The sequence below is a fragment of the Streptomyces sp. NPDC007907 genome (assembly GCF_042959365.1).
Classification (GTDB): domain Bacteria; phylum Actinomycetota; class Actinomycetes; order Streptomycetales; family Streptomycetaceae; genus Streptomyces; species Streptomyces indiaensis.
In genome coordinates, this window is record NZ_JBIBKR010000009.1 from 1 (window position 1) to 22,338 (window position 22,338).

16 protein-coding genes are annotated in these 22,338 nt (G+C 70.7%); 7 read left to right on the top strand and 9 right to left on the bottom strand.

Annotated features, from left to right (window positions below; all coding sequences use genetic code 11):
• Positions 1 to 405 precede the first annotated feature (405 nt).
• Together ACFZDI_RS31675 and ptsP are read left to right on the top strand one after the other, a co-directional pair.
• Positions 406 to 855 carry a PTS glucose transporter subunit IIA gene (locus ACFZDI_RS31675; RefSeq protein WP_234850737.1) on the top strand — a complete coding sequence of 150 codons (450 nt, stop codon included), beginning with the start codon at positions 406 to 408 and terminating at the stop codon, positions 853 to 855.
• Between the two features lie 80 nt (positions 856 to 935).
• Positions 936 to 2,606, top strand: a complete 1,671-nt coding sequence (ptsP, locus tag ACFZDI_RS31680) for a phosphoenolpyruvate--protein phosphotransferase (protein ID WP_234850736.1) — start codon at positions 936 to 938, stop codon at positions 2,604 to 2,606.
• A 67-nt stretch (positions 2,607 to 2,673) separates the two neighbouring features.
• On the opposite strand, the gene ACFZDI_RS31685 is transcribed toward ptsP, so the two are convergent.
• The gene (locus tag ACFZDI_RS31685; protein ID WP_391255280.1) at positions 2,674 to 3,564 is read right to left on the bottom strand and encodes a hypothetical protein; all 891 of its coding nucleotides are present in this window, start codon (positions 3,562 to 3,564) and stop codon (positions 2,674 to 2,676) included.
• 153 nt (positions 3,565 to 3,717) lie between these two features.
• On the bottom strand, positions 3,718 to 5,685 hold the full coding sequence (locus tag ACFZDI_RS31690; RefSeq protein WP_391255282.1) for an acetoacetate--CoA ligase: 1,968 nt from the start codon (positions 5,683 to 5,685) through the stop codon (positions 3,718 to 3,720).
• Positions 5,686 to 5,896: 211 nt separating this feature from the next.
• Between ACFZDI_RS31690 and ACFZDI_RS31695 the strand changes: the two genes are divergently transcribed.
• Positions 5,897 to 8,263 (top strand): TIM-barrel domain-containing protein, encoded by a 2,367-nt coding sequence (locus tag ACFZDI_RS31695; protein WP_391255285.1) that lies wholly within the window; start codon positions 5,897 to 5,899, stop codon positions 8,261 to 8,263.
• Positions 8,264 to 8,311: 48 nt separating this feature from the next.
• Here the strand turns inward: ACFZDI_RS31695 and ACFZDI_RS31700 are convergent, their stop codons facing one another.
• Together ACFZDI_RS31700 and ACFZDI_RS31705 are read right to left on the bottom strand one after the other, a co-directional pair.
• Entirely contained in the window at positions 8,312 to 8,848 is a 537-nt protein-coding gene (locus ACFZDI_RS31700) for an NUDIX domain-containing protein (RefSeq protein WP_361119503.1), read from the bottom strand.
• Positions 8,849 to 8,895: 47 nt separating this feature from the next.
• Positions 8,896 to 9,705 (bottom strand): M15 family metallopeptidase, encoded by an 810-nt coding sequence (locus tag ACFZDI_RS31705; RefSeq protein ID WP_391255287.1) that lies wholly within the window; start codon positions 9,703 to 9,705, stop codon positions 8,896 to 8,898.
• A gap of 118 nt (positions 9,706 to 9,823) precedes the next feature.
• On the opposite strand from ACFZDI_RS31705, the gene ACFZDI_RS31710 reads away from it, so the two are divergent.
• From ACFZDI_RS31710 to glpK, 4 genes are all read left to right on the top strand, one after another.
• Entirely contained in the window at positions 9,824 to 9,955 is a 132-nt protein-coding gene (locus ACFZDI_RS31710; RefSeq protein ID WP_391255289.1) for a hypothetical protein, read from the top strand.
• A gap of 394 nt (positions 9,956 to 10,349) precedes the next feature.
• The gene (locus ACFZDI_RS31715; RefSeq protein ID WP_234848091.1) at positions 10,350 to 10,550 is read left to right on the top strand and encodes a hypothetical protein; all 201 of its coding nucleotides are present in this window, start codon (positions 10,350 to 10,352) and stop codon (positions 10,548 to 10,550) included.
• 826 nt (positions 10,551 to 11,376) lie between these two features.
• Positions 11,377 to 12,171 (top strand): MIP/aquaporin family protein, encoded by a 795-nt coding sequence (locus ACFZDI_RS31720; RefSeq protein WP_234848088.1) that lies wholly within the window; start codon positions 11,377 to 11,379, stop codon positions 12,169 to 12,171.
• 19 nt (positions 12,172 to 12,190) lie between these two features.
• Positions 12,191 to 13,711 (top strand): glycerol kinase GlpK, encoded by a 1,521-nt coding sequence (gene glpK, locus ACFZDI_RS31725; protein WP_234848087.1) that lies wholly within the window; start codon positions 12,191 to 12,193, stop codon positions 13,709 to 13,711.
• Between the two features lie 84 nt (positions 13,712 to 13,795).
• Here the strand turns inward: glpK and ACFZDI_RS31730 are convergent, their stop codons facing one another.
• Genes ACFZDI_RS31730 through ACFZDI_RS31750 form a run of 5 tightly spaced genes read right to left on the bottom strand, consistent with a single transcriptional unit; the run spans position 13,796 to position 22,009 of the window.
• Complete coding sequence (locus tag ACFZDI_RS31730) at positions 13,796 to 14,401, bottom strand: ATP/GTP-binding protein (RefSeq protein ID WP_234848086.1); 606 nt, start codon at positions 14,399 to 14,401, stop codon at positions 13,796 to 13,798.
• Positions 14,382 to 18,077, bottom strand: coding sequence for a hydantoinase B/oxoprolinase family protein (locus ACFZDI_RS31735; protein ID WP_391255295.1), 3,696 nt, complete (start codon positions 18,075 to 18,077; stop codon positions 14,382 to 14,384). The genes ACFZDI_RS31730 and ACFZDI_RS31735 overlap by 20 nt, the downstream gene beginning before the upstream one ends.
• Positions 18,078 to 18,101: 24 nt before the next feature.
• On the bottom strand, positions 18,102 to 18,497 hold the full coding sequence (locus ACFZDI_RS31740) for a DUF742 domain-containing protein (RefSeq protein ID WP_104778870.1): 396 nt from the start codon (positions 18,495 to 18,497) through the stop codon (positions 18,102 to 18,104).
• A gap of 9 nt (positions 18,498 to 18,506) precedes the next feature.
• Positions 18,507 to 18,941: a roadblock/LC7 domain-containing protein gene (locus tag ACFZDI_RS31745; protein ID WP_234848084.1), complete on the bottom strand. Its 435-nt coding sequence runs from the start codon at positions 18,939 to 18,941 to the stop codon at positions 18,507 to 18,509.
• Positions 18,938 to 22,009 (bottom strand): nitrate- and nitrite sensing domain-containing protein, encoded by a 3,072-nt coding sequence (locus tag ACFZDI_RS31750; RefSeq protein WP_391255299.1) that lies wholly within the window; start codon positions 22,007 to 22,009, stop codon positions 18,938 to 18,940. The genes ACFZDI_RS31745 and ACFZDI_RS31750 overlap by 4 nt, the downstream gene beginning before the upstream one ends.
• Positions 22,010 to 22,338 lie beyond the last annotated feature (329 nt).

Genomic DNA, 22,338 nt, shown 5'->3' on the forward strand with positions numbered 1-22,338 from the left:
GGCGTTGACTTTTGGCACGCTGTTGAGTTCTCAAGGAACGGTCGCTTCCTTTGTACTCACCCTCTCGGGCTTTCCTCCGGGCGCTTCCCTTCGGTGTTCCAAACTCTATCAGTGTTTTTCCGGCCCTCCGACCACCGTCCTGCAGGCATGCAGAAGGCGACCCAGAGATAGGATCTGACAAGTTGGTTGCTGCCCGGCCGGCACGCGAGTGCGTCGCTCAGCCCCAAGCAGGAGTACGACTGTACACGCGGGCTTGGAGCGGGTGCAAATCGCCATGGGGTATGGTCTAGACCACTTCGGAGTGCTCAGCGGAACCGGCACTTCAGGTGACATACGCTGCTGAACAGTGTGCCGCCCGGTGCCACAGGGACGGCCATATCGATCTCCACCCCTGGGAGGCTTCCCATGACCACCGTGACGTCCCCGCTGGCAGGACGCGCCATCGGACTGGCTGCAGTGCCGGATCCGGTCTTCTCCGGGGCCATGGTCGGCCCGGGCACAGCGATCGACCCCGTACGTGAGCCCTCCGAGGCCGTCTCTCCCGTGGACGGCGTCATCGTCTCCCTGCACCCGCACGCGTTCGTCGTCGTCGACGAACACGGACACGGCGTGCTCACCCACCTCGGTATCGACACCGTGCAGCTCAACGGCGAGGGTTTCGAGCTGCTCGTGAACAAGGGCGACACCGTCCGGCGCGGCCAGGGTGTCGTCCGCTGGAACCCGGCTGCCGTCGAGGCCGCCGGCAAGTCCGCCATCTGCCCGGTCGTGGCACTGGAGGCCACGGCCGAAGCTCTCTCCGATCTTCGCGACAACGGCGATGTGAAGGCCGGCGACAGTCTCTTCCTCTGGAAGTGACTCCTGTGCCGTCCTGTGAGACGGCGAGTACGACAACCACCGCGGCGGCGGGGGCCGCCGCTCTATCGGAGACGGGTCAGATGGAGACAACGCTGCGAGGCGTCGGCGTGAGCCACGGTGTGGCCATCGGCGAGGTTCGGCACATGGGAACGGCGGTGCTCGAGCCGCCCGCGAAGCAGATACCGGCGGAGGAAGCGGAGCGTGAGCAGGGGCGCGCCCGCAAGGCCGTCGAGGCGGTGGCGGCGGACCTGATGGCGCGGGGCAACCTGGCCGGCGGTGAAGCCCAGGCGGTGCTCGAGGCGCAGGCCATGATGGCCCAGGACCCCGAGCTGATGGCCGATGTGGAGCGGCGGATCGCCGTCGGCAGCACGGCGGAGCGCGGGGTGTACGACGCGTTCGCCTCTTACCGCGAGCTGCTGGCGGGCGCCGGTGAGTACCTCGCCGGTCGCGTGGCCGACCTCGACGACGTGCGGAACCGTATCGTCGCCCGGCTGCTGGGCGTGCCCATGCCGGGCGTGCCCGACAGCGACGAGCCGTACGTCCTGGTCGCCCGCGACCTCGCGCCGGCCGACACGGCGCTGCTCGATCCGACTCTGGTGCTCGGCTTCGTCACCGAGGAGGGCGGGCCGACCAGTCACAGCGCGATTCTGGCCCGGGCGCTCGGGGTACCGGCCGTGGTGGCGCTGCCGGGTGCCGGTGAGCTCGCCGAGGGCACGATGATCGCCGTCGACGGCAGCACGGGAGAGATCTTCGTGGAGCCCAGCGACGAGAAGAAGGCGCAGCTCGAAGCGGCGGCTGCCGAGCGGAAGGCGGCGCTGGCGGCCTCGACCGGGCCCGGCGCCACGGCGGACGGTCACAAGGTGCCGCTGCTCGCGAACATCGGCGGCCCTGCCGATGTGGCGGCCGCCGTCGAGGCCGGTGCCGAGGGGGTCGGTCTCTTCCGTACCGAGTTCCTCTTCCTGGACGACAGCAAGCAGGCGCCCTCCGAGGAGAAGCAGGTCGCCGCGTACCGGCAGGTGCTCGAGGCGTTCCCCGAGGGGCGTGTCGTGGTGCGGGTGCTGGACGCGGGTGCGGACAAGCCGCTCGACTTCCTCACGCCGTCCGACGAGCCGAACCCCGCGCTCGGTGTGCGGGGTCTGCGGACGCTGCTCGACCACCCGGAGGTGCTGCGCACCCAGCTGACCGCGCTCGCGAAGGCGGCGGAGGGGCTGCCGGTCTACCTCGAGGTCATGGCGCCGATGGTGGCGGACCGTACGGATGCCCGGGCTTTCGCGGACGCCTGCCGTGAGGCCGGGCTGCGGGCCAAGTTCGGCGCGATGGTGGAGATCCCGTCCGCCGCGCTGCGGGCTCGCTCGATCCTGCAGGAGGTCGAGTTCCTGTCGCTGGGCACGAACGATCTCGCCCAGTACACGTTCGCCGCCGACCGTCAGGTGGGTGCGGTGTCCCGTTTGCAGGATCCCTGGCAGCCCGCCCTGCTCGACCTGGTGGAGCTGTCCGCCGAGGCGGCCAAGGCCGAGGGCAAGAGCTGTGGCGTCTGTGGTGAGGCCGCGTCCGACCCGCTGCTCGCGTGTGTGCTGACCGGTCTGGGTGTCACCTCTCTCTCGATGGGTGCCGCGTCGATTCCCTACGTCCGGGCGACGCTGGCGAAGTACACGCTGGCGCAGTGCGAGCGGGCCGCTGCTGCGGCGCGGGCGACGGACAGCGCCGAGGAAGCGCGCAGTGCGGCGCAGGCGGTGTTGTCGGGCGAGTAGGCCTGGCCGGGCCGTCGGCCGTTTTCCGGGAGGGGCGCTCCACTGAGGTGGGGCGCCCCTCGCGCGTTCAGTGCCGGTGCCCTTGAGTCCCGTCCTCCTCTCCCAGATCGGGTGGTGCGCAGTAGTCGACGTTGGATTCGGGGGCGATCAGGTCGCCGGATTCGACGTCGGTGCAGTAGGCGTCGAAGACCTCTCCCGCGGTGAGGGGTTCGAGTGCGTAGGCGCGCACGCGCCAGCCGTAGACGCGGTCGGGTGTGCCGGGGGCGGTGGCGCGGATGACTAGTCCTCCGGGGCCCTCGGTCGCCAGGCCGAGGGCCAGGACGGTGGTGAATTCGAGAGCTTCGGTCTCGTCCAGTTCCAGGCCGGCTCCGTCGTCGGTGATGTGGAGGGCGGCGACGAGGGTTTCGGGTGAGCCGGTGACACTGCAGACCAGGTGGCGGTGGCCGGGTGGTGCGGTGTCGAGGATGCGGACGAGGAGTTCCGCGGCTCGGGTGAAGGCGGCGCGTCCGATGTCCTCACCGCAGGTGGTGCAGGCGCCCAGGCGGGCGAGGAGGGTGCTGGCGTACTCCCAGGTGGCATGCCGGACGGCCTCGTCCACGAGGGCGGGGAGTAGGTCGGCCAGCGGGCGGCCGTCGTAGGGCAGGGTCGGGCCGGTCGTCGCGATCTGGGCGGTGAAGCGGGATCGGCTCGACGGTGTGTCGGGGTCCAGGTCCTTGCGGGTGCAGAAGTCCGCGTACTCCTCGGGGTCGAAGAGGGCCACGGTGGTGTGGCTGCCTTGCAGGGCCCTGGTCCTGAGGAGGGCCTCCACCTGTTTCAGGTAGGTCGCGTGATCGTGGAAGGTGAAGCTGCGGTAGCGCCGCATGGCCCGGAAGTCGTGCTCGTCGGCCAGCAGGCCGATGGTGCCGGTCATTTCGCGGTGCAAGACGCGTCGCATGGTCCGGTGGTCGGTGTGCGTCATCGTTCCCCCTGTGCACGGTCGATCAATGCTCACTCAAAGTAACGGCCGCCACTGACAGTGAGGGTCGAGTTGGTGATCGTTCGAGGCATCGATGACGGAGAGCGCAGGTCACAGCGGGTGTGCTGTGACCTGCGCTCAGAGGGGCGGGCGGCGTCAGGCGCGTTTGCGGGCCAGTTCCTCGTAGAAGTTCAGCAGGCCGAGGTCGTCGATGGAGCCTGGATTGACCGCCTTCTCCAGGGGGGTGCCTTGGAGGAGGCGTTTGACGGGGACCTCGATGCGCTTGCCGGTGAGGGTGTGCGGGACGCCCGGTACTTCGATGATCTCGTCGGGGACGTGGCGCGGGGACAGCTGCTCGCGGATCGTCTGCTTGATGCGCTTCAGCAGGGCCTCGTCGAGGACGGCTCCCGGGACCAGGTGCACGAAGAGGGGCATCCAGTAGCCGCCGTCGGGCTGCTCGATGCCGATGACGAGGGACTCCTTGATCTCGGGGAGGCGTTCGACGGCTTCGTAGATGTCGGCGGATCCCATGCGGACGCCCTGGCGGTTGAGCGTGGAGTCGGAACGGCCGTGGATGACGACGGATCCGCGGGACGTGAGGGTGATCCAGTCGCCGTGCCGCCACACGCCGGGGTAGGTGTCGAAGTAGCTGTCGTGGTAGCGGCTGCCGTCGGGGTCGTTCCAGAAGTGGATCGGCATCGACGGCATGGGGTTGGTGACCACGAGTTCGCCGACCTCGTCGACGAGGGCGCTGCCGCTGGGGTCCCAGGACTGCAGGTCGGTGCCGAGGCAGGGGGCCTGGAGTTCGCCGACGTGGACCGGGAGGGTCGGTACGGCTCCGGCGAAGCAGGAGCACACGTCGGTGCCGCCGCTGACGGAGGCGATCCACAGGTCGTCGCGGACCTCGTCGTGGAGCCAGCGGAATCCGTCGGGGGGCAGGGGCGAGCCGGTGGTGGCGACGCACTGCACGGAGGAGAGGTCGAAGTCCAGGGACGGGTGTACGTCGGCCTTGCGGCAGGCCATGACGTACGCGGCGGAGGTGCCGTAGAGGGTGGCCTTCGTGCGTTCGGCGATCCGCCACTGTGCGCCGGTGTCGGGATAGCCGGGGCTGCCGTCGTAGAGGACGATCGTGGTGCCCGTGAGCAGGCCGGAGACGAGGAAGTTCCACATCATCCAGCCGGTCGAGGTGTACCAGAAGAAGCGGTCTTCGGGGCCGAGGTCGCAGTGCAGGCCGAGTTGCTTGAGGTGCTCGACGAGGATGCCGCCCTGGGACTGGACGATGGCCTTGGGCAGGCCGGTCGTGCCGGAGGAGTAGAGCACCCACAGGGGGTGGTCGAAGGGCACCTGCTCGAAGACGGGGTCGGCGTCGGCGGAGGTGAGTGCCGACCACTCCAGGGCGCCTTCGGGCGGCTCGGTGCCGAGGAGCGGGATATGGATCACGGCGCGCAGGGTGGGCAGCTCCCGGCGCAGTTCGGCGACCACCTCGCGCCGGTCGTGTTCCTTGCCGCCGTAGCGGTAGCCGTCGACCGTGAAGAGCACGACGGGTTCGACCTGCTGGAAGCGGTCGAGGACGCTGCGGGCGCCGAAGTCGGGTGCGCAGGAGGTCCAGACGCCGCCGACCGCCGCGGTGGCGAGGAGCGCGACCACCGCCTGCGGGACGTTCGGTAGGAAGCCGCTGACGCGGTCGCCGGGGCGTACGCCGAGGGCGCGCAGTTCGGCTGCCAGTGAGCCGACCTGGCGGCGCAGCTCGGACCAGGTGACGGGCCGCGGTTCATGGGCCTCGTCGACGTGCAGGAGGGCCGGTTCGTCGGCGCGGGTGGCGGCCGCGCGCAGGGCATGTTCGGCGTAGTTCAGGGTCGCTCCGGGGAACCACTCGGCGCCCGGCATCGAGCGGTCGCCGAGCACGCGTGCGTAGGGGTGCGAGAAGCGGACGTCGAACCACTCGGTGACGGCTTTCCAGAAGGCGTCCAGCTCGTCGACGGACCAGCGGTGCAGGGCCGCGTAACCGCCCTCGGCGGGGGCGCCGTGGTGCTCGGCGGCCCAGGCCTGGAACCTGGTGATCCGTGCGCGGGCGATGCGCTCGGGGTCGGGCTGCCAGAGCGGCTGGTGACTGACGGTCGACATGGTCGGCTCCCGGACTGTGCGCGTCGTGTGCGTCCTCCGCGCACGGGCTGGGGTGTGCGCGTGAGCGGCTGGCACGGACAATGCCATGTGATCGACTTCGGCACCAGGGTGCGCCCCACATAGTCCGTGTCGTGAAGATGTGGTCCTGGCACGGGTGAACGGCAGTTGAACGACACGTCCGCGTTGGGCCGTCAGTGGCAGGGTGAGCAGCATGAACGGTCGTGACCTGGTGCGTTCGATGAAAGCGTTGGCTTCGGTGGGGGCGGCGCAGGGTGTGCGTACCGTACGAGCAGCGTGGCGCAGGCGCCGGGCCGACGCCACCGGGCTGCCGGCGCGGGGGGCCGAGCGTGCGCGGGTGCCCGGGCCCGTGGCGGACGTGGAGCCGCAGCCAGGGGGTGGTGTGGTCCGGTTCAGCCGGTCGGAGCTGCGGATTCTGGTCGCGGTGAACGGGGCCGTGTTCTGGGGGTGGGACGGGGCGGGGCCGGAGCCGTCCTACGCGCTGGCCGGCCGTTGTCCGGAGCCGGATCCGCGGGCGGTCCTGGAGCCGGACAAGGACGGCGGCTGGCGTGTGGTGGCCGAGCGGGTGACGGTGGTGGTCTCGCGGCACGGCGCGGTGGAGGTACGGACTCCGGGTGGTGTGACCCTGCGGCGTGATCTGCCGCCGCGGTGGTGGGAGCCGGTCGGCGGCGGCCCTGCGCGGTGGATGCAGCGGTCGGAGGTGGGCGCGGACGCCCGGTTCTTCGGGCTCGGGGGGCGCAGCTCGGGTCCTCGGCTGCCGGACGGGACCTACCGGCTGTGGAACACCGATCCCGGTCGCGCGTTCGTGCCGGGGACCGACCCGCTGTACATCACGATGCCGGTGCAGGTGGTGGTGTCCGACGGCGGTACGCATCTGGTGTTCCACGACAACGCGTGGGACGGCACGGTGACGCTGCGGGAGGGCGAGGAGGGGGCGGGGTCCGGGCACGACCGGGTCGGGACGAGCGAGCTGCGGATGGACGGAGGTCCGCTGCGCTGCTGGGTGATGGTGGGCACTCCCGCACGTGTGCTGCTCGCCTGGGCGTCACTCACCGGGGCGCCGGCGCTGCCGCCCGCGTGGGCGCTCGGGCACCATCATGCGCGGTGGGGGTTCGGCAGCGAGCAGGAGGTCCGGCGGATCGTCGCGGGCTACATGGAGCACGGTCTGCCGTTGGATGCCGTGCACCTGGACATCGACCACCTCGACGCGCATCAGGTGTTCACCGTCGACCATGACCGCTTTCCCAAGCTGCCGGTCCTGGCCGAGGAACTCAGGAGGGACGGCGTCCGGCTGGTGTCGGTCGTCGGCCCGGCGGTGAAGGCCCTGCCGGGCGGCGCGGTGTTCGACGCCGGGGTGGCGGAGGACGCGTTCGTGCGGGACGCCTCCGGGGAGGTGGTGGAGGGTGTCCTGTGGCCCGGGGAGGTGGTCTGGCCGGACTTCACGCACGCGCGCGTGCGGGAGTGGTGGGGCGGTCTGTACGAGGAGCGGCTCGCCCAGGGCATCTCGGGCTTCTGGCACGACATGAACGAGCCCACGTCGTTCACCGCCTTCGGTGAGTCGACGCTGCCGCGCTCGGCCCGGCACTCCCTGGAGGGCCGCGGTGGTGATCATCGTGAGGCGCACAATGTGTACGCGCTGTGCATGGCCAGGGCGGGCTTCGAGGGAGTGCGCGGGCTCGCGCCCGGGGAGCGGCCGTTTCTGTTCTCCCGTTCCGGGTGGGCCGGGATGCAGCGCTACGGAGGGACGTGGTCGGGGGACGTGGCCACCGGCTGGCCGGGGCTGCGGGCGTCCTTGGCGCTGGTGATGGGGCTCGGGCTGTGTGGTGTCCCGTACTCGGGGCCGGACATCGGGGGGTTCGACGGGGATCCGTCACCGGAGCTGTATCTGCGCTGGTTCCAGCTGGGCGCGTATCTGCCGCTGTTCCGTACGCACGCGAGCCTGCGGGCGGGACGCAGGGAGCCCTGGGAGTTCGGTGGCGAGGTGGTACGGCACGCGCGCGCGGCGCTCGTCGAACGCCGGCGGTTGCTGCCGTACTTCGTGACGCTGGCGCATCTGGCGCGACGGACCGGAGCGCCCTATGTGCGGCCCGTGTGGTGGGGTGCGCCCGAGGATCGGATGCTGCGTGACTGTGAGGACGCCTTCCTCCTGGGTGACGGCCTGCTGGTGGCGCCGGTCCTGGAGCCGGGCGCCGTCCGCCGTGCCGTGCGACTGCCGCGGGGGCGCTGGTACGACGTCGCGACGGGGCAGGCGTACGAGGGGCCCGGGCAGGTGCTGGTCGACGCGCCCCTGTCGCGGATCCCGGTGTTCGCGCGCGCGGGTGCCGTGCTTCCGGTACGTGGGGAGGACGGGGGGCTGGAGCTGGAGGTGTGGGCGCCCGCCCGGGGACGGACCGGGGGCGGGCTGGTCGTGCCGGACGGGGGCGAGGGGTGGGACGAGCCGGAGATCGAGCGCTACACCGCTCGGTGGAGGGGCTCCCGGGTGGTCGTCGAGCGGGAGGGTGAGGACGGCGGGGGCGTGCCGTCCTACCCGGTGCGCGTTCGAGGGGTCCGGGAGCCGTGAGCTGATCCGGCCAGGGAGGGATCTGCTCCGCGGGCCGGAGGGACGAGCTCAGATGTAGCGGCCCTCGAACCATGCGCGTGCGGCCAGGGTGTGCAGGGGGAAGGCCAGTTCCTCGGGCCTGCGCAGGAGGGTCCAGCCAGCCGTCTCGTCCGTGGCGGTCGAGGGGGGCAGACCCTCGGCGGGGCGTTCCGGGAGGAGTCCGAACAGCAGCAGGTGCCCGTCCGGTGAGCTCATCGCGTCGGCGAGCCGGACGTCACGGCCGGCCGCGTCGATGCCGGTTTCCTCGCGGAGTTCGCGTATGACGGCCTGCCGCCAGTCCTCCCGGTCGTCGATGTAGCCGCCGGGCAGTGCGATGCCCCCGCGCGCGGGAGCGATGGTACGGGTGATGACGACCAGGGCGGTGCCCTTGGTGTCGTACACGGGCTGCAGGGCCACTGCGACCGGCAGCGGGTTGCGGTAGGCCACGGCCCCGCACACCTGACAGGTGCGGGGCCAGCCGGTGATGCCCTCTCCGTAGGGCGCGCCGCAGCTCGAACAGTGTGAGTTCGGCACGGAGTCGGAAGCGGAGTGCTGAGATTCGGCCACGCGGCGGACTGTAGCCGATCACGGAGAGGGCGCCGTGGGCAGGCTGCTCAGTGGGCGCCGGTGAGCGATGTCCGGGACACGGGGAAGTCGAAGTACGTGTCCGGATAGGCCTCCGGCTTGAAGGTGTAGTGCCACCACTCCTCCGCCAGATTGACGAAGCCGAGGCCTTCCAGCGTGCTCTTGAGCAGCAGCCGGTTGGCACGCTGGTGGCCCTGGATACGGGGGTCGAGGGTGTGCGAGAGAGTGTCGAAGCAGTCGAAGCCGGTCCCCATGTCGACCGAGTTGTCCGGGAACCGCTCGCCCTGGGGTGCGAAGCACGGCACCAGGGGCTCTCCCGGGCGGTAGGGCCGGGTCGGCTTCGCCGGGAGCCTGACGAGGGTGACGTCCAGGGTCGAGCCGCGGCTGTGGCCGGATTTCGCCGCGATGTAGCCGTCGGCGAAGAGTCGCGTCTTGTCGACGTTCGGGTAGAACTCGCCCTTCATCGCCTGGTCGTCGAGGTCCTCGGCCCAGCGGACGAAGTGGTCCACCGCGCGTTGGGGCCGGTAACAGTCGTACACCTTGAGGGTGTAGCCCTTGCGCAGGAGTGTGTGCTGGGCCTGGTGGAGGGCTTCGGCGGCGGGGCGGGTGAGGATGCAGAGGGGTTGCCGGTAGCCGTCGATGCGCTCGCCCACGAAGTTGTGCGGGGTGACGTAGCGCATCTCCTGAAGGATCGTCGGATCCACGCTTCTCAGGGCCACGAAGTCCTTCGGTGACTTGGGTTCGGTGTCGGCGTGGGCGGTCGGGGTGAGGGCGGTCGATGCCAGCAGGACGGCGGCCGCGGTGATCAGAGCACGTGCCATGGCGCTGAGTCGTGTCATGTACCTGCGTCTATCAGGAGTGCGGACGCCGGGGGAAGGGCCCCATGCGACGTGGTGACCGGCGGCCGACGTCTGTAACTACTGCCGGAGGGCGTCACGTTCGCTTGAGGCAGCGACCATGGCCTGGACCACAGCTGAGGTTGACAACGCCGCGCTGTCGCGGGCCGTGCCCTTTCAGAAGGCCACACAGCGGCTCGTCAACGAGGTGTTCTGCGACGGGAAGGCCGATCCGGCTCTGCCCACGGTATGAACGCGTATCAGGGCCGCGCCGGTTCACCGCGTTCGGCGCGGCGCGCCCTTGTTCCGTCGCGGTGTTCGCGTCCGCGGCCGGCCCCGAGCATGAGGCGGATAAGGCAGATGAGGAACGGAATCACGATCGGCCAGGCGACGGCCTTCGCCGGCGTCACGATCAAGACGGTGCGGCATCACACGAGCTGGGCCTGGTCGAGGAGCCAGAACGTGACAGTTCTGGCTACCACAGGTACGGATCGGTCCAGTTGTTGCGACTCGTGCAGGTCCGGACACTTGCCGGGGCGGGCGTGCCGTATGTCCGGCCTCGGCTTCACCACCGACGAGGTGGCCGCCGCCCGGGAGGGATGGGTGCTGGCCAGGGCTCTGGTCCCCGAGGGCTTCTCGCCACCGCCATGGCCGATCACTACCTCGCCAATCCCGCACAGCTGAGAATCGTCACTGGTCTGCAAGCCCGCACCCAGGCCGCGACCCGGTACAAGCCGATCTCCCAACACGCCGCGGAGCAGGCGCCGGCCTCGGCCCGGCTGACCGCCCTCGTCGAGACCAAGCTGCGCGCCGCCGGCGTCCGTGTCCCGGGACCGGACTCCCGCTGACCGCACTGCAACGCGCCGACGGCACGGCCCCGTACGACCTGGTGATCGATGTCGCCGCTGCTGTGACCAGAAGGCCGACCGGCGCGGTCGTGGGCTGGACATGCATGCGTGCATGCCCGGAGACGAAGGGCCGGTGAGCGGCGGCGCTCACAGCTGGAGGGCATTTGACGCAGACGAGCTTTGCCAGGGCGCTACTACGGGCACGCGCTGTACGCCGACCGGCCCGCCGCCGAACCCGGGGGGCTGTGGGGCCGGGGTGGGCCTGTGGCAGCGCGTATCCGCGGCGCGCACGGCCCCGCCGATCTCCTGCGGTTGAGAAACCGCCAGGTCAGGTGGATGCTGGACACTAGCAGGCGAGGAGTCAGGCACGGCTGGGCTCCGGCCCCCCGGCGGGGCTCGGCGCAGGCCGGACACCATCGTTCACGCCTCGCGCGGCGGGCCCGCGCGGGTCCGACCAGATCTGAACATTGACCCGACCGGGCGCCGCCGTGGCCGAGCAAACAGGCCCGTCGGCCCGGCGCGAGCCCGGTGACCGTCCGACGCCAACCGTTGCGGTCGGCTATCTTGACGCCCTTGGGGTGCCGGTGAACACTTCCGGTGTCAGTCGACATCGCCGTACATAGTCGGCGCATTCCGGCACAGCGGCGCGAAAGCGCGTCTGCGCCAAGGCCTTTCCCCCACGGGCGATCCGGCTGCGACGGCACGCTCGTCACGGATGCCGGGCGGGGCGCGGGATCTCCCTGCCTTCGGCTGAAGTAGCCACGGGAAACGCACCCTGCAGGTGAGGACCGGGGCGGATCGTCCCGGGCCAGGCTGAGGAGCAGCCATGACTAACGGAGACATCTTCTTCGGCGAACTGATCGGCACGGCGATCCTGATCCTGTTCGGTGCCGGCGTGTGTGCCGCCGTCACCCTCAGATTCTCGAAAGCCCGGGCCTCCGGATGGATCGTGATCACCTTCGGCTGGGGCTTCGGCGTCCTGGCCGGCGCGTACACCGCCGCTCCCCTCTCCGGAGGGGTCATCAACCCGGCCGTCACCTTCGGCCTCGCCGTCGACACCGGTGTGTGGAGCAAGGTCTGGGTGTACCTCCTGGGCCAGATCACCGGCGCCATGATCGGGGCCGTCCTGTGCTACCTCGTGTACTACGCACAGTTCGCGGCGAACGTGCGGAAGACGGGCACCACGGAGGGCACGGTGGACGAGCCGGTCCCGACGCTCGGGATCTTCTCCACCATCCCCGAGATCCGGAACCCGATCGCCAACCTGATGACGGAGATCCTCGCCACCATCGCCCTGGTGTTGCCCATCCTGGCCCTGGTCGGTCAGGACAGGCACGTCGAGGGCGTCGGAATCGGCCTGATCCCCGGCGGTGGCGGCATCTACGGGTCCGGCATCGCGATCCTGCTGGTGTCCCTCCTGGTCGTCGGTATCGGCCTGTCCCTGGGTGGGCCCACCGGGTACGCCATCAACCCGGCACGTGACCTCGGCCCGCGCATCATCCACTCCATCCTGCCGATCCCGAACAAGGGAACGTCCGACTGGGGCTACTCGTGGATCCCCGTGGTCGGACCACTGATCGGCGGCCTGCTGGGTGGCGTCATCTACAACGCAGCCTTCTGAACCAGCCGAAGGGGTAGCCATGACGGACAACTCCGCGAAGTACGTCGCAGCCATCGACCAGGGCACCACGTCGAGCCGCTGCATCGTCTTCGACCAGGACGGCGCGATCGTCGCCGTGGACCAGCGCGAGCACCGCCAGATCTTCCCGAAGCCCGGCTGGGTGGAGCACGACGCCACCGAGATCTGGTCGAAGGTACAGGCGGTGGTCGCGGGCGCGATCGCCAAAGCGGGTCTGCGAGCCGACCAGCTGAGCGCGATGGGCATCACCAACCAGCGCGAGACGACCCTGCTGTGGGACCGGGCGACGGGCAAGCCGGTGCACAACGCCGTCGTGTGGCAGGACACGCGGACGGCCGCGCTGTGCAACCAGCTGGGCGGCACGGACGGGCAGGATCGTTTCCGCGAGCAGACGGGTCTGCCGCTGGCCACCTACTTCTCGGGGCCCAAGGCGGCCTGGCTGCTCGACAACGTGCCGGACCTGCGGGCCCGTGCCGAACGCGGCGAGATCGCCTTCGGCACCATGGACTCCTGGCTGATCTGGAACCTCACCGGCGGCACGGACGGCGGGCAGCACGTCACCGATGTGACCAACGCCGGCCGCACCATGCTGATGAACCTGCAGACCCTCGAGTGGGACCCCTCGATCCTGTCGGCGATGAACATCCCCGAGGCCATGCTGCCCGAGATCCGCTCCTCCTCGGAGGTGTACGGCACCGCCGTCGGCCAGCTCGCCGGCGTGCCCGTGGCCTCCGCGCTGGGCGATCAGCAGGCGGCCGTGTTCGGGCAGGCCTGCTACGACGTGGGCACCGCCAAGAACACCTACGGCACGGGCAGCTTCCTGCTGCTCAACACGGGCGACCGCCCGGTGCCGTCGAAGAGCGGACTGCTGACGACCATGGGTTACAAGATCGGCAATGAGGCGCCGGTCTACTGCCTGGAGGGCGCGATCGCCATCACGGGCGCGCTGGTCCAGTGGTTCCGGGACCAGCTCGGCATCATCCGGACGGCGGACGAGATCGAGCCTCTCGCGGCGAGCGTGGAGGACAACGGCGGCGCGTACATCGTTCCGGCGTTCTCGGGCCTGTTCGCCCCGTACTGGCGCTCCGACGCGCGCGGCGTGATCACCGGCCTGACCCGGTACGTCACGAAGGCGCACCTCGCGCGCGCGGTGCTGGAGGCGACCAGCTGGCAGACCCGTGAGGTCGTGGACGCCATGTACCAGGACTCCGGGGTGCACATCACCACCCTGAAGGTCGACGGCGGCATGACGAAGAACAACCTGCTCATGCAGCACCAGTCGGACGTGCTCGACGTGCCGGTGGTGCGGCCGAAGGTCTCCGAGACGACCTGTCTGGGCGCCGCGTACGCGGCCGGTCTGGCCACCGGAGTGTGGAACGACCTGGACGAGCTCAAGGCGCACTGGCAGAAGGACGTCGAGTGGACGCCGAACATGGAGGCGTCGGTACGGGACCGCGAGTACCACAACTGGCGCAAGGCCGTGGAGAAGAGCTTCGGCTGGGAGGAGGACGACGACAGCTGACCCCGCGCGCGTGGAGCGCGTTTCCGGCTGCGGCCCGTACCCCGGTCGGTGGGGGTACGGGCCGCGCCGGTCGCCCCGGGGACGTCAGCCGGTGACGGCCTCACGGCGGTCCGCCGCGTACGCCATGGCGTGCTGGACGACACCGATGAGTGCTTCCTTGACCGATTCGCGGTCGCGGGCGTCGCACATCATGAGCGGCACGCCCTCGTCCAGGTCGAGGGCCCGGCGGACGTCGTCGACGGGGTAACGGGGAGCGCCCTCGAAGCAGTTGACGCCGACGAGGAAGGGGATGGAGCGCCGTTCGAAGTAATCGACGGCGGCGAAACAGTCCTCCAGGCGGCGGGTGTCGGCGAGTACGACGGCACCGAGCGCGCCTTCGGAGAGTTCGTCCCACATGAACCAGAACCGCTCCTGCCCGGGCGTACCGAAGAGGTACAGCACCAGGTCCTCGCGGAGGGTGATCCGGCCGAAGTCCATGGCCACGGTCGTCGTGTGCTTGCCTTCCACACCGCTGGTGTCGTCGACCGGGCGGCCGGCCTCGGTGAGCAGCTCCTCGGTACGCAGCGGCCTGATCTCGCTGACCGCGCCGACGAGCGTGGTCTTGCCCACGCCGAAGCCGCCCGCCACGAGGATCTTGAGCGTGACGGGCTCGACCGGAGGCTTGCCGCGCTCAGAACGCCCGAAGATCATCGATCTCTTCTCCTGCTTGATGGGGGTCGGGCGAGGGTGGGCCGTAGCCTCCGCCGCCCGGGGTTTCGATGACGAGTACGTCGCCGGTGACGAGGTCCGCGGAGTCGCTGCCTCCCAGTTCGGTCACCGTGCCGTCGGTGTGCTCCACCCGGTTGGCGCCGAGCGCGCCCGGCTCGCCGCCCGCCATGCCGTACGGGGCGACTCGGCGGTGCTGGGACAGGGTGGAGACGGTCATGGGTTCCAGGAAGCGGATCCGGCGTACGGCGCCGTCCCCGCCGCGCCACCGTCCGGCGCCGCCGCTGCCGCGCCGGACGGCGAACTCCTCGAGGCGCACCGGCAGTCGCCACTCCAGGACCTCGGGGTCGGTGAGGCGGGAGTTGGTCATGTGGGTCTGGACGACGGGTGCTCCGGGGAAGCCGTCACCCGCGCCGGAGCCGGAGGCGACGGTTTCGTAGTACTGGTGGCGTTCGTTGCCGAAGGTGACGTTGTTCATGGTCCCTGAGCCCTCGGCCTGCACGCCGAGCGCCGCGTAGAGGGCGCCGGTGACGGCCTGGGAGGTCTCCACGTTGCCCGCGACGACGGCGGCGGGCGGCTCGGGCGCGAGCAGGGAACCGGGCGGGACGACGATGCGCACGGGGCGCAGACAGCCGTCGTTGAGGGGGATGTCGTCGGCGACGAGGGTGCGGAAGACGTACAGGACGGCCGCGTTGACGACCGAGAAGGGCGCGTTGAAGTTGGTCGGCAGCTGCGCGGACGTACCGGTGAAGTCGATGGTCGCGGCCCGGCGTCCGCGGTCCACGCGCACGGCGACACGGATGACGGCCCCCGAGTCGGTCTCATAGGTGTACTCGCCGTCGTCGAGGGCGTCGATGACGCGCCGTACTGCTTCTTCGGCGTTGTCCTGCACGTGCCTCATGTAGGCCTGGACCACGTCGAGGCCGTAGTCGTCGATCATGCGGCCGACCTCGTCGACGCCCTTCCGGTTGGCGGCGATCTGGGCGCGCAGGTCGGCGAGGTTGGTCCGCGGATTGCGTGAGGGGTGGGGCGCCTCGGTGAGGAGGCGGAGGGTCTCCGCCTCACGGAAGCGGCCGTTCTCGGCGAGCAGCCAGTTGTCGAAGAGGACACCTTCCTCCTCGATGGTGCGGCTGCCGGCGGGCATGGAGCCGGGGGCGATGCCGCCGATCTCGGCGTGGTGGCCACGGGAGGCGACATAGAAGAGGATCTCCGGAGCCCGCTCCGCACCCTCCCGCCTGTCACTCTCCGTGTCTTGTGCCGGTGTGGTGCCGAAGACCGGTGTGATCACGGTGACGTCCGGCAGGTGGGTGCCGCCGTGATACGGGTCGTTGACGGCGTAGGTGTCGCCCGGGCGCATGCGGGAGCCGCGCCGGCGGATGACCTCCTTGACGCTGGTGCCCATGGAGCCCAGGTGGACGGGGATGTGCGGGGCGTTGGCCACCAGGTTTCCGTCCGGGTCGAACAGGGCGCAGGAGAAGTCCAGGCGTTCCTTGATGTTGACGGACTGGGCGGTGGATTCGAGGCGGGCGCCCATCTGCTCGGCGATCGACATGAAGAGGTTGTTGAAGACCTCCAGCAGAACGGGGTCGACTTTCGTGTCGACTTCGGAACTCTGCGTAATCGCGGCGCGTTCCATGACCAGATGCCCGTCGTCGGTCGCCGCGGCCCGCCAGCCGTCGTCGACGACGGTCGTGGAGCCGGCTTCGGTGATGATCGCCGGGCCGGTGACGGGGTCGCCGGGCGGAAGTTCCTCGCGGCGGTGGAGGGGCACGTCGCGCCAGGTGCCGCCGGTGTGGAGGCGGACGGTCGGGGGCGCTGCGGAGCCCTGGGAGCCGCTTGGGGGCGTTGCGCCGGTGGCGGCTGCGTAGGGAGCGAGAGCGGACAGATCGGGGGGTGTGGTGATGCCGGTGGCTTCGACGGAGAGGGCTTCGACGACGATCGGGCGGTCGAGCGTGAAGGAGTACGTGGCACGATGACGTTCTTCGAAGGCGCGCCGCATCGTGGCGGGCTCGGTCAGCTCGACGGTGAGGGTGGTGTCGGTGCCGTCGTAGCGCAGCTCCGCGCGGCGGGTGATCTCGATGTGCTCCTCGGGGACGTCCTCGGCGAGGAGTTCGGCGCGGGCCGCCGCTTCCAGGTCCTCGGCGGTCTGGTGGATGCCGGGCATCGAGGCGGGTTCGAGGGGGGCTTCGACGGACTGCTCGCGCATGGCGGTGGTGTCGGCGAGGCCGATGCCGAGGGCGGACAGGACTCCGGCCATGGGGGGCACGAGGACGGTGCGGATGCCGAGGGAGTCCGCGACCATGCAGGCGTGCTGGCCGCCCGCGCCGCCGAACGTGGTGAGGGCGTAGCGGGTGACGTCGTGACCCTTCTGCACGGAGATCCGCTTCACGGCGGAGGCGATGTTGGCGACGGCGATCTGCAGGTAGCCCTCCGCGACCTGTTCCGGCGTGCGGTCGTCGCCGGTCCGCTCGCCGATCTCGCGGGCGAGAGCGGTGAAGCGGTCGCGGACGAGTGCGTCGTCGAGGGGCTCGTCGCCCTTCGGGCCGAACACGTGCGGGAAGTGGGCGGGCTGGATGCGGCCGAGCATGACGTTGGCGTCGGTGACGGCGAGCGGTCCGCCGCCGCGGTAGCAGGCGGGCCCCGGCTCCGCGCCCGCCGAGTCCGGCCCTACGCGGTAGCGGGATCCGTCGAAGTGCAGGACCGACCCGCCGCCGGCGGCGACGGTGTGGATGTCGAGCATGGGGGCGCGCAGCCGGACGCCGGCGATCTTGCTGGTGAAGACCCGCTCGTAGGCGCCGGCGAAGTGGGAGACGTCGGTGGAGGTGCCGCCCATGTCGAAGCCGATGACCCGGTCGAATCCGGCGAGCTGGGACATGCGGGCCATGCCGACGATGCCGCCGGCCGGCCCGGACAGGATGGCGTCCTTCCCACGGAACGTCCCGGCCTCGGTGAGGCCCCCGTTGGACTGCATGAACATCAGCCGTACGCCTTCGAGCTCGTCGGCGACGTGGCGGACGTAGCGGCGCAGCACGGGCGAGAGGTAGGCGTCGACGACGGCGGTGTCCCCGCGGGGCACGAGCTTCATCAGCGGGCTCGTCTCGCTGGAGAGCGAGATCTGCGGGAAGCCGATGCGGGCGGCGAGCTCTCCGACGGCCTGTTCGTGGGCCGGGTGGAGGTGGCTGTGCATGCATACCACGGCGACGGCGCGGATCCCGTCGTCGTACGCCTCCCGCAGGGGCCCGGCGAGGGCGTCCAGGTCGGGGGCGCGCAGGACGGTGCCGTCGGCGGCGATGCGCTCGTCGATCTCCACGACCCGCTGGTACAGCAGCTCGGGCAGGTCGATGCGGCGGGCGAAGATGCTCGGGCGGTTCTGGTAGGCGATGCGCAGGGCGTCGCGGAAGCCCCGGGTGATGAGCAGGAGGGTGCGCTCCCCCGTGCGCTCCAGGAGAGCGTTGGTGGCGACGGTGGTCCCCATGCGCACGCTGTCGACGGGGTCGCCCGAGCCGGCCAGCAGGGTGCGGACGCCCTCGACTGCGGCGTCGGCGTAGCGTGCCGGGTTGTCCGAGAGCAGCTTGTGCGTGAGCAGCCGGCCGTCCGGGCGCCGGGCGACGATGTCGGTGAAGGTGCCGCCTCGGTCCACCCAGAACTGCCAGCCAGTCACGTCAATACCCCGCTTCCGCGCTGCTCACAGCGCCCGGAGGCCGTTGATCACGTCGCGCAGAATACTCTCGTCCGGCAGCTCGGCAGGGGGTACGGGCCGGTTCACATGGACGAATTCCGCGTCCACGAGATCTCCGACGAGGACCCGTACCACTCCGATCGGCAGGTCGAGTTCCGCTGCGAGTTCGGCGACCGACTGCGGGATGTCGCGGCACAGTTCGACGATGTCCACGTGCTCCGGGGAGAGCATGTGGTCCGCTTCCGGATCGTCCGCCTGCGGTTCCGCGACCACGACCGCGATCAGGTCCAGGCGGTGCTGGCCCTGGCTGCTGGTGCGGCCCCGGGTCATGGCGTACGGGCGGACGACCGGTCCGGCCTCGTCGTCGAACCAGTGGCTTCTTCCCTGACCGTCAGCGCTCATGTCATCCCACTACCCGCCTGCGGGCAGATCGGTGCGCGGTGCGGCGGCCAGATGCGCACCCACCCGCTTCACCAGGAGCGTCATCTCGTAGGCGACCTGGCCGACGTCCGAGTCGGCGTCGGAGAGGACGGCGAGGCAACTGCCGTCGCCGGCCGCCGTCACGAACAGGAAGGCGTCGTCGAGCTCGACGACCGTCTGGCGGACGTTGCCGGCCTCGAAGTGGCGTCCCACGCCCTTGGCGAGGCTGTGGAAGCCGGAGGCGACGGCAGCGAGGTGCTCGCTGTCCTCCCTGGTCAGGTCCTTGGACACGCCCGTCGGCAAACCGTCGCCGGAGAGCACGAGAGCCTTGCGGATGCTCGCGACGCGGTCCACGAGCTCGTCGAGGAGCCAGTTCAGCTCCCCCTTGTTGGTCGCGGTGTGGCCGGTCGCCTTCGGTGCGGTCATCGACCGTCCCCCTCTGTCGTTCCTTGTGGTGCTGCGCCGGTGTGGGCGGCATCGCCCGCGGCGTTCTCCTCACGGCCGCGCTGCCAGCCACGCTGGAGCGATGCCATGCGGCTGCGTACTTCCTCGGCGTCGCGCTCGACGGGCTCGGCCGTGTCCTCGCCGGACGGCACGAAGCTCCGCTTCAGCTGCGGGGCGAGGTTGGCCTGCCGGACGCGCCGGGGCAGCGGCGCGGTGCCGGAAGCGGGTTGTGCCGCGGAGCCGGTTCCCCTGGGCGCGTCGCCGGAGCCGGTCTCCTGGTTCGAGGCGCCGCCGGTGGTCGCCGAGGCGGAGTCGGCGGGGTGGTCCGGCCGGGCCGGGCCGCTGGAGGCGATCTCCGCGCGGCGGGTCCGCCTCGGCAGGGCGGACGGCTCCGACCGGTCACCGACGTCGCCGGAGGGCGCGGGGGACTCCGTGGGATCCTGCTGGTCCTGGTGGCGGCCGACGGCTCCGATGCCACGGCGGGCCGGGTCCGTCCCGCGGCGGCGGGCGGGCAGCGGTGGCGGTGCCTCCGGCAGGGCGTCGCCCCGACGGCTACCGGTCGAGGGGCTCTCGGTGCGGCGCCTGGCCGGGAGGGCGGACGCGGGTTCCGGCCCTGACCGGCCACTGTCCCGGCCGGGCGTGGGCCCCTCGCCCCGGCGCCGTGACGGGAGTGCGGAGGTGGGGCTCCTGTCCGTTCGGCCGACGGCAGAGGTGGTCTCCTCGTCCGTCCTCCCCCGGCGGGGGCGCTGCTCGGTCACCGGGCGTCCGTGGGAGCTGACCAGCTTGGGGGTGTGGCGGCGGGGCAGGGCGACCGGGTCGCTCGGCTCGGCGTCACCGTCGGTGCGGGCGTCGGCGGGCTGCCTGCGCGCATCGGTGCGGCGGCCTGCGGGTTCGTCCGTGTCGCGGGTGAGGGAGTGGCGGGGGCGGAACAGGCCGCCGTGTTCGCTGTCCTCGTCCTCGATGGCGCCCGGGAAGTCCCCGATGGTGTCGAGGTCGACGGGGGCCTCCAGCTCGACCGGGCCGTCCAGCAGGGAGGCGGGCAGACCGGGGTGCTGCGCGGGCGCGTGGGACAGCGCGGCGCGGCGGCCGTCCTGTGGTTCCTTCTCCGAGGCGAGCTGGGGGCGGTCGAGACGGAATCCGATGCCGTTGGTGTCCGGGACGTCGTCGGTGAGCAGCGTGTCGGGGATGAAGACCACGGCGGTGGTGCCGCCGTACGGGGAGGGCTGGAGGGAGACCCTGACGTTCTGGCGCTGGGCGAGCCGGCTGACCACGAACAGGCCGAGCCGGTCGGTGTCGGACAGTTCGAACTCCGGTGTCTCGGCGAGCCGGAGGTTGGCGTCCAGGAGTGCCTCCGCGGCCATGCCGAGGCCACGGTCGTGGATCTCCAGGGTGAAGCCGTTGGCGACCCGCTCGCCCAGGACCTGGACGGCGGTGTGCGGTGGCGAGAAGACCGTCGCGTTCTCCAGGAGTTCGGCCACGAGATGTGTGAGGTCGGCGACGGCCGGGCCGGTGATGGCGTTGCGGGGAAGGCGGCGGACCTCGATGCGCTCGTAGTCCTCGACCTCTGCGACGGCGGCGCGTACGACGTCCATGAGCTGGACGGGTCTGCGCCACTGACGGGAGGGTGCGGCGCCGGAGAGGATCACGAGGCCCTCGGCGTGCCGGCGCATACGCGTGGTCAGGTGGTCGAGGCGGAACAGGTCGGCGAGTTCCTCGGTGTCCTCGGTCCGGCGCTCCATGGCGTCGAGGAGGGTGAGCTGCTTGTGGAGGAGGACCTGGCTGCGGCGCGCGAGGTTGACGAAGACCTCGGAGACGCCGGCGCGCAACTCGGCCTGCTTGACGGCGGCTTCGACGGCCGCGCGCTGCAGGGTGTTGAGGGCCTGGCCGACCTCGCCCATCTCGTTCTTGTCGTATTCGAGGCGCGGGACCTCGGTCTCGACGTCGACCTGTTCGCCCGCGGAGAGGCGGCGCATGACGCTGGGCAGGCGCACTCCGGATGCCTCGTGGGCTTCCAGGCGCAGTTGCCGAAGGTCGCGGATCAGGGTGCGGCCGACGCGTACGGAGAGGAAGAGGGAGAGCAGGAGCGCGATCAGGCCGAGGGCCCCGGCGATGACGGCCTTGGCGATGACGCCGACGGCGACGGGGTGGACGCGGTCCTGGTAACGGTCGTTGGCCTGGTCGTTGAGTGTGCCGAGCTCGTCGAGCACGTTCCCGGCGGCGCTGTCCCAGCTCTTGGCGGAGACGCCGCGGGGGGTGCCGGCGCCGGAGGAGACGGCTGCTTCCTCGGCCACGCGCAAGGGGGCGGAGGAGGCGTTCTTCCAGAAGCTCTGGTACCGGTCGCGCTCGGCCACGGGCAGCAGCGGCAGGTTGACGTCGTACATCAGGGTGCGCTGCGCCACCAGGTCGGAGATGTCCCGCTCCTCGGAGTGGGAGATCCTGCCGACGATCAGGGCGGAGCCGAGGAGGGCGTCCTCGCGGGAGAGCAGTTCGCGGGCCCGGGCGAGATTGACCAGCGCGCGGTACTGCTTGTCCAGTTCGATGTTGTCGACGACGTGCAGGTTCGCGAGGAGGACATAGCAGGGGTCGACGAGCCGGTTGTAGAGGTCGAGGGCCTGGGTGCGGTTGACGGTGCCGTCCTCGACGCTGCGGCGCAGCGACTCGATGCCGTCGAAGCCGTCCAGGACGGCGGTGAGCCGCTCGTCGGTGTCCGCGCCCATCGCGTCCCGCACGTCGGGGTTGCGGGCGTTGTCGCGGATGCCGCCGATGGCCTCGTCGGTGGCGGTACGGCTGCGGCGGAGAGCGGCGAGGCCGTCGGAGGCACGGGGGTCGGCGAGGTAGACGAGGGTCTGGCGGCGTTCCTCCTGGAGGACGCGGACGGTGTCCTCGATGGGGTAGCCGATCTTCTCCACCACGGACGACACGTTGAACAGGTCGGCCGCCTCGCGTCCCGTGAGCACGGTGGCGAAGGTCCAGATCGCGGTCAGGGACACCAGCGGCACGAGAAGCAGCGCCACGATCTTCCGGCGGATGGACTTTCCGCGAAAGCGCATGGCCTCCCCCTGCTCGGGCCCCCCGCTACCGGGGGTACACATGTGCGTCAACAAACGGCGCGAGCCTACTACCGACGCACAGGGAACTCGAAGACCGGTCCGGAAGCTGAACTTCCGTGCCAGCCACGGGGCATGGTGAGTTGTCCGGGCATTGCGGGAGTTGTCTGCCCGTATTCGGTGGTGGCGGCGCGGCCCCACACCCGAACGCTGTCCGGGCGGTTGGCTGAAATTTTTCGGTTCCCGGGAATCTTCGTGAACGGCCGTTCGTCCTTCTCTCCGGGAAACGGGGGCGGAATCGGCCACAGGAGCCGCGTTGCGCACCTGGGCGG

Excerpts from the sequence above, each read along its gene's own strand:
- ACFZDI_RS31695 (WP_391255285.1), top strand. The coding sequence starts at position 5,897 with ATGAACGGTCGTGACCTGGTGCGTTCGATGAAAGCGTTGGCTTCGGTG.
- ACFZDI_RS31720 (WP_234848088.1), top strand. The coding sequence starts at position 11,377 with ATGACTAACGGAGACATCTTCTTCGGCGAACTGATCGGCACGGCGATC.
- ACFZDI_RS31715 (WP_234848091.1), top strand. The coding sequence starts at position 10,350 with ATGGCCGATCACTACCTCGCCAATCCCGCACAGCTGAGAATCGTCACT.
- ACFZDI_RS31705 (WP_391255287.1), bottom strand. The coding sequence starts at position 9,705 with ATGACACGACTCAGCGCCATGGCACGTGCTCTGATCACCGCGGCCGCC.
- glpK (WP_234848087.1), top strand. The coding sequence starts at position 12,191 with ATGACGGACAACTCCGCGAAGTACGTCGCAGCCATCGACCAGGGCACC.
- ACFZDI_RS31710 (WP_391255289.1), top strand. The coding sequence starts at position 9,824 with ATGGCCTGGACCACAGCTGAGGTTGACAACGCCGCGCTGTCGCGGGCC.
- ACFZDI_RS31740 (WP_104778870.1), bottom strand. The coding sequence starts at position 18,497 with ATGAGCGCTGACGGTCAGGGAAGAAGCCACTGGTTCGACGACGAGGCC.
- ACFZDI_RS31675 (WP_234850737.1), top strand. The coding sequence starts at position 406 with ATGACCACCGTGACGTCCCCGCTGGCAGGACGCGCCATCGGACTGGCT.
- ptsP (WP_234850736.1), top strand. The coding sequence starts at position 936 with ATGGAGACAACGCTGCGAGGCGTCGGCGTGAGCCACGGTGTGGCCATC.
- ACFZDI_RS31750 (WP_391255299.1), bottom strand. The coding sequence starts at position 22,009 with ATGCGCTTTCGCGGAAAGTCCATCCGCCGGAAGATCGTGGCGCTGCTT.
- ACFZDI_RS31745 (WP_234848084.1), bottom strand. The coding sequence starts at position 18,941 with ATGACCGCACCGAAGGCGACCGGCCACACCGCGACCAACAAGGGGGAG.
- ACFZDI_RS31685 (WP_391255280.1), bottom strand. The coding sequence starts at position 3,564 with ATGACGCACACCGACCACCGGACCATGCGACGCGTCTTGCACCGCGAA.
- ACFZDI_RS31690 (WP_391255282.1), bottom strand. The coding sequence starts at position 5,685 with ATGTCGACCGTCAGTCACCAGCCGCTCTGGCAGCCCGACCCCGAGCGC.
- ACFZDI_RS31730 (WP_234848086.1), bottom strand. The coding sequence starts at position 14,401 with ATGATCTTCGGGCGTTCTGAGCGCGGCAAGCCTCCGGTCGAGCCCGTC.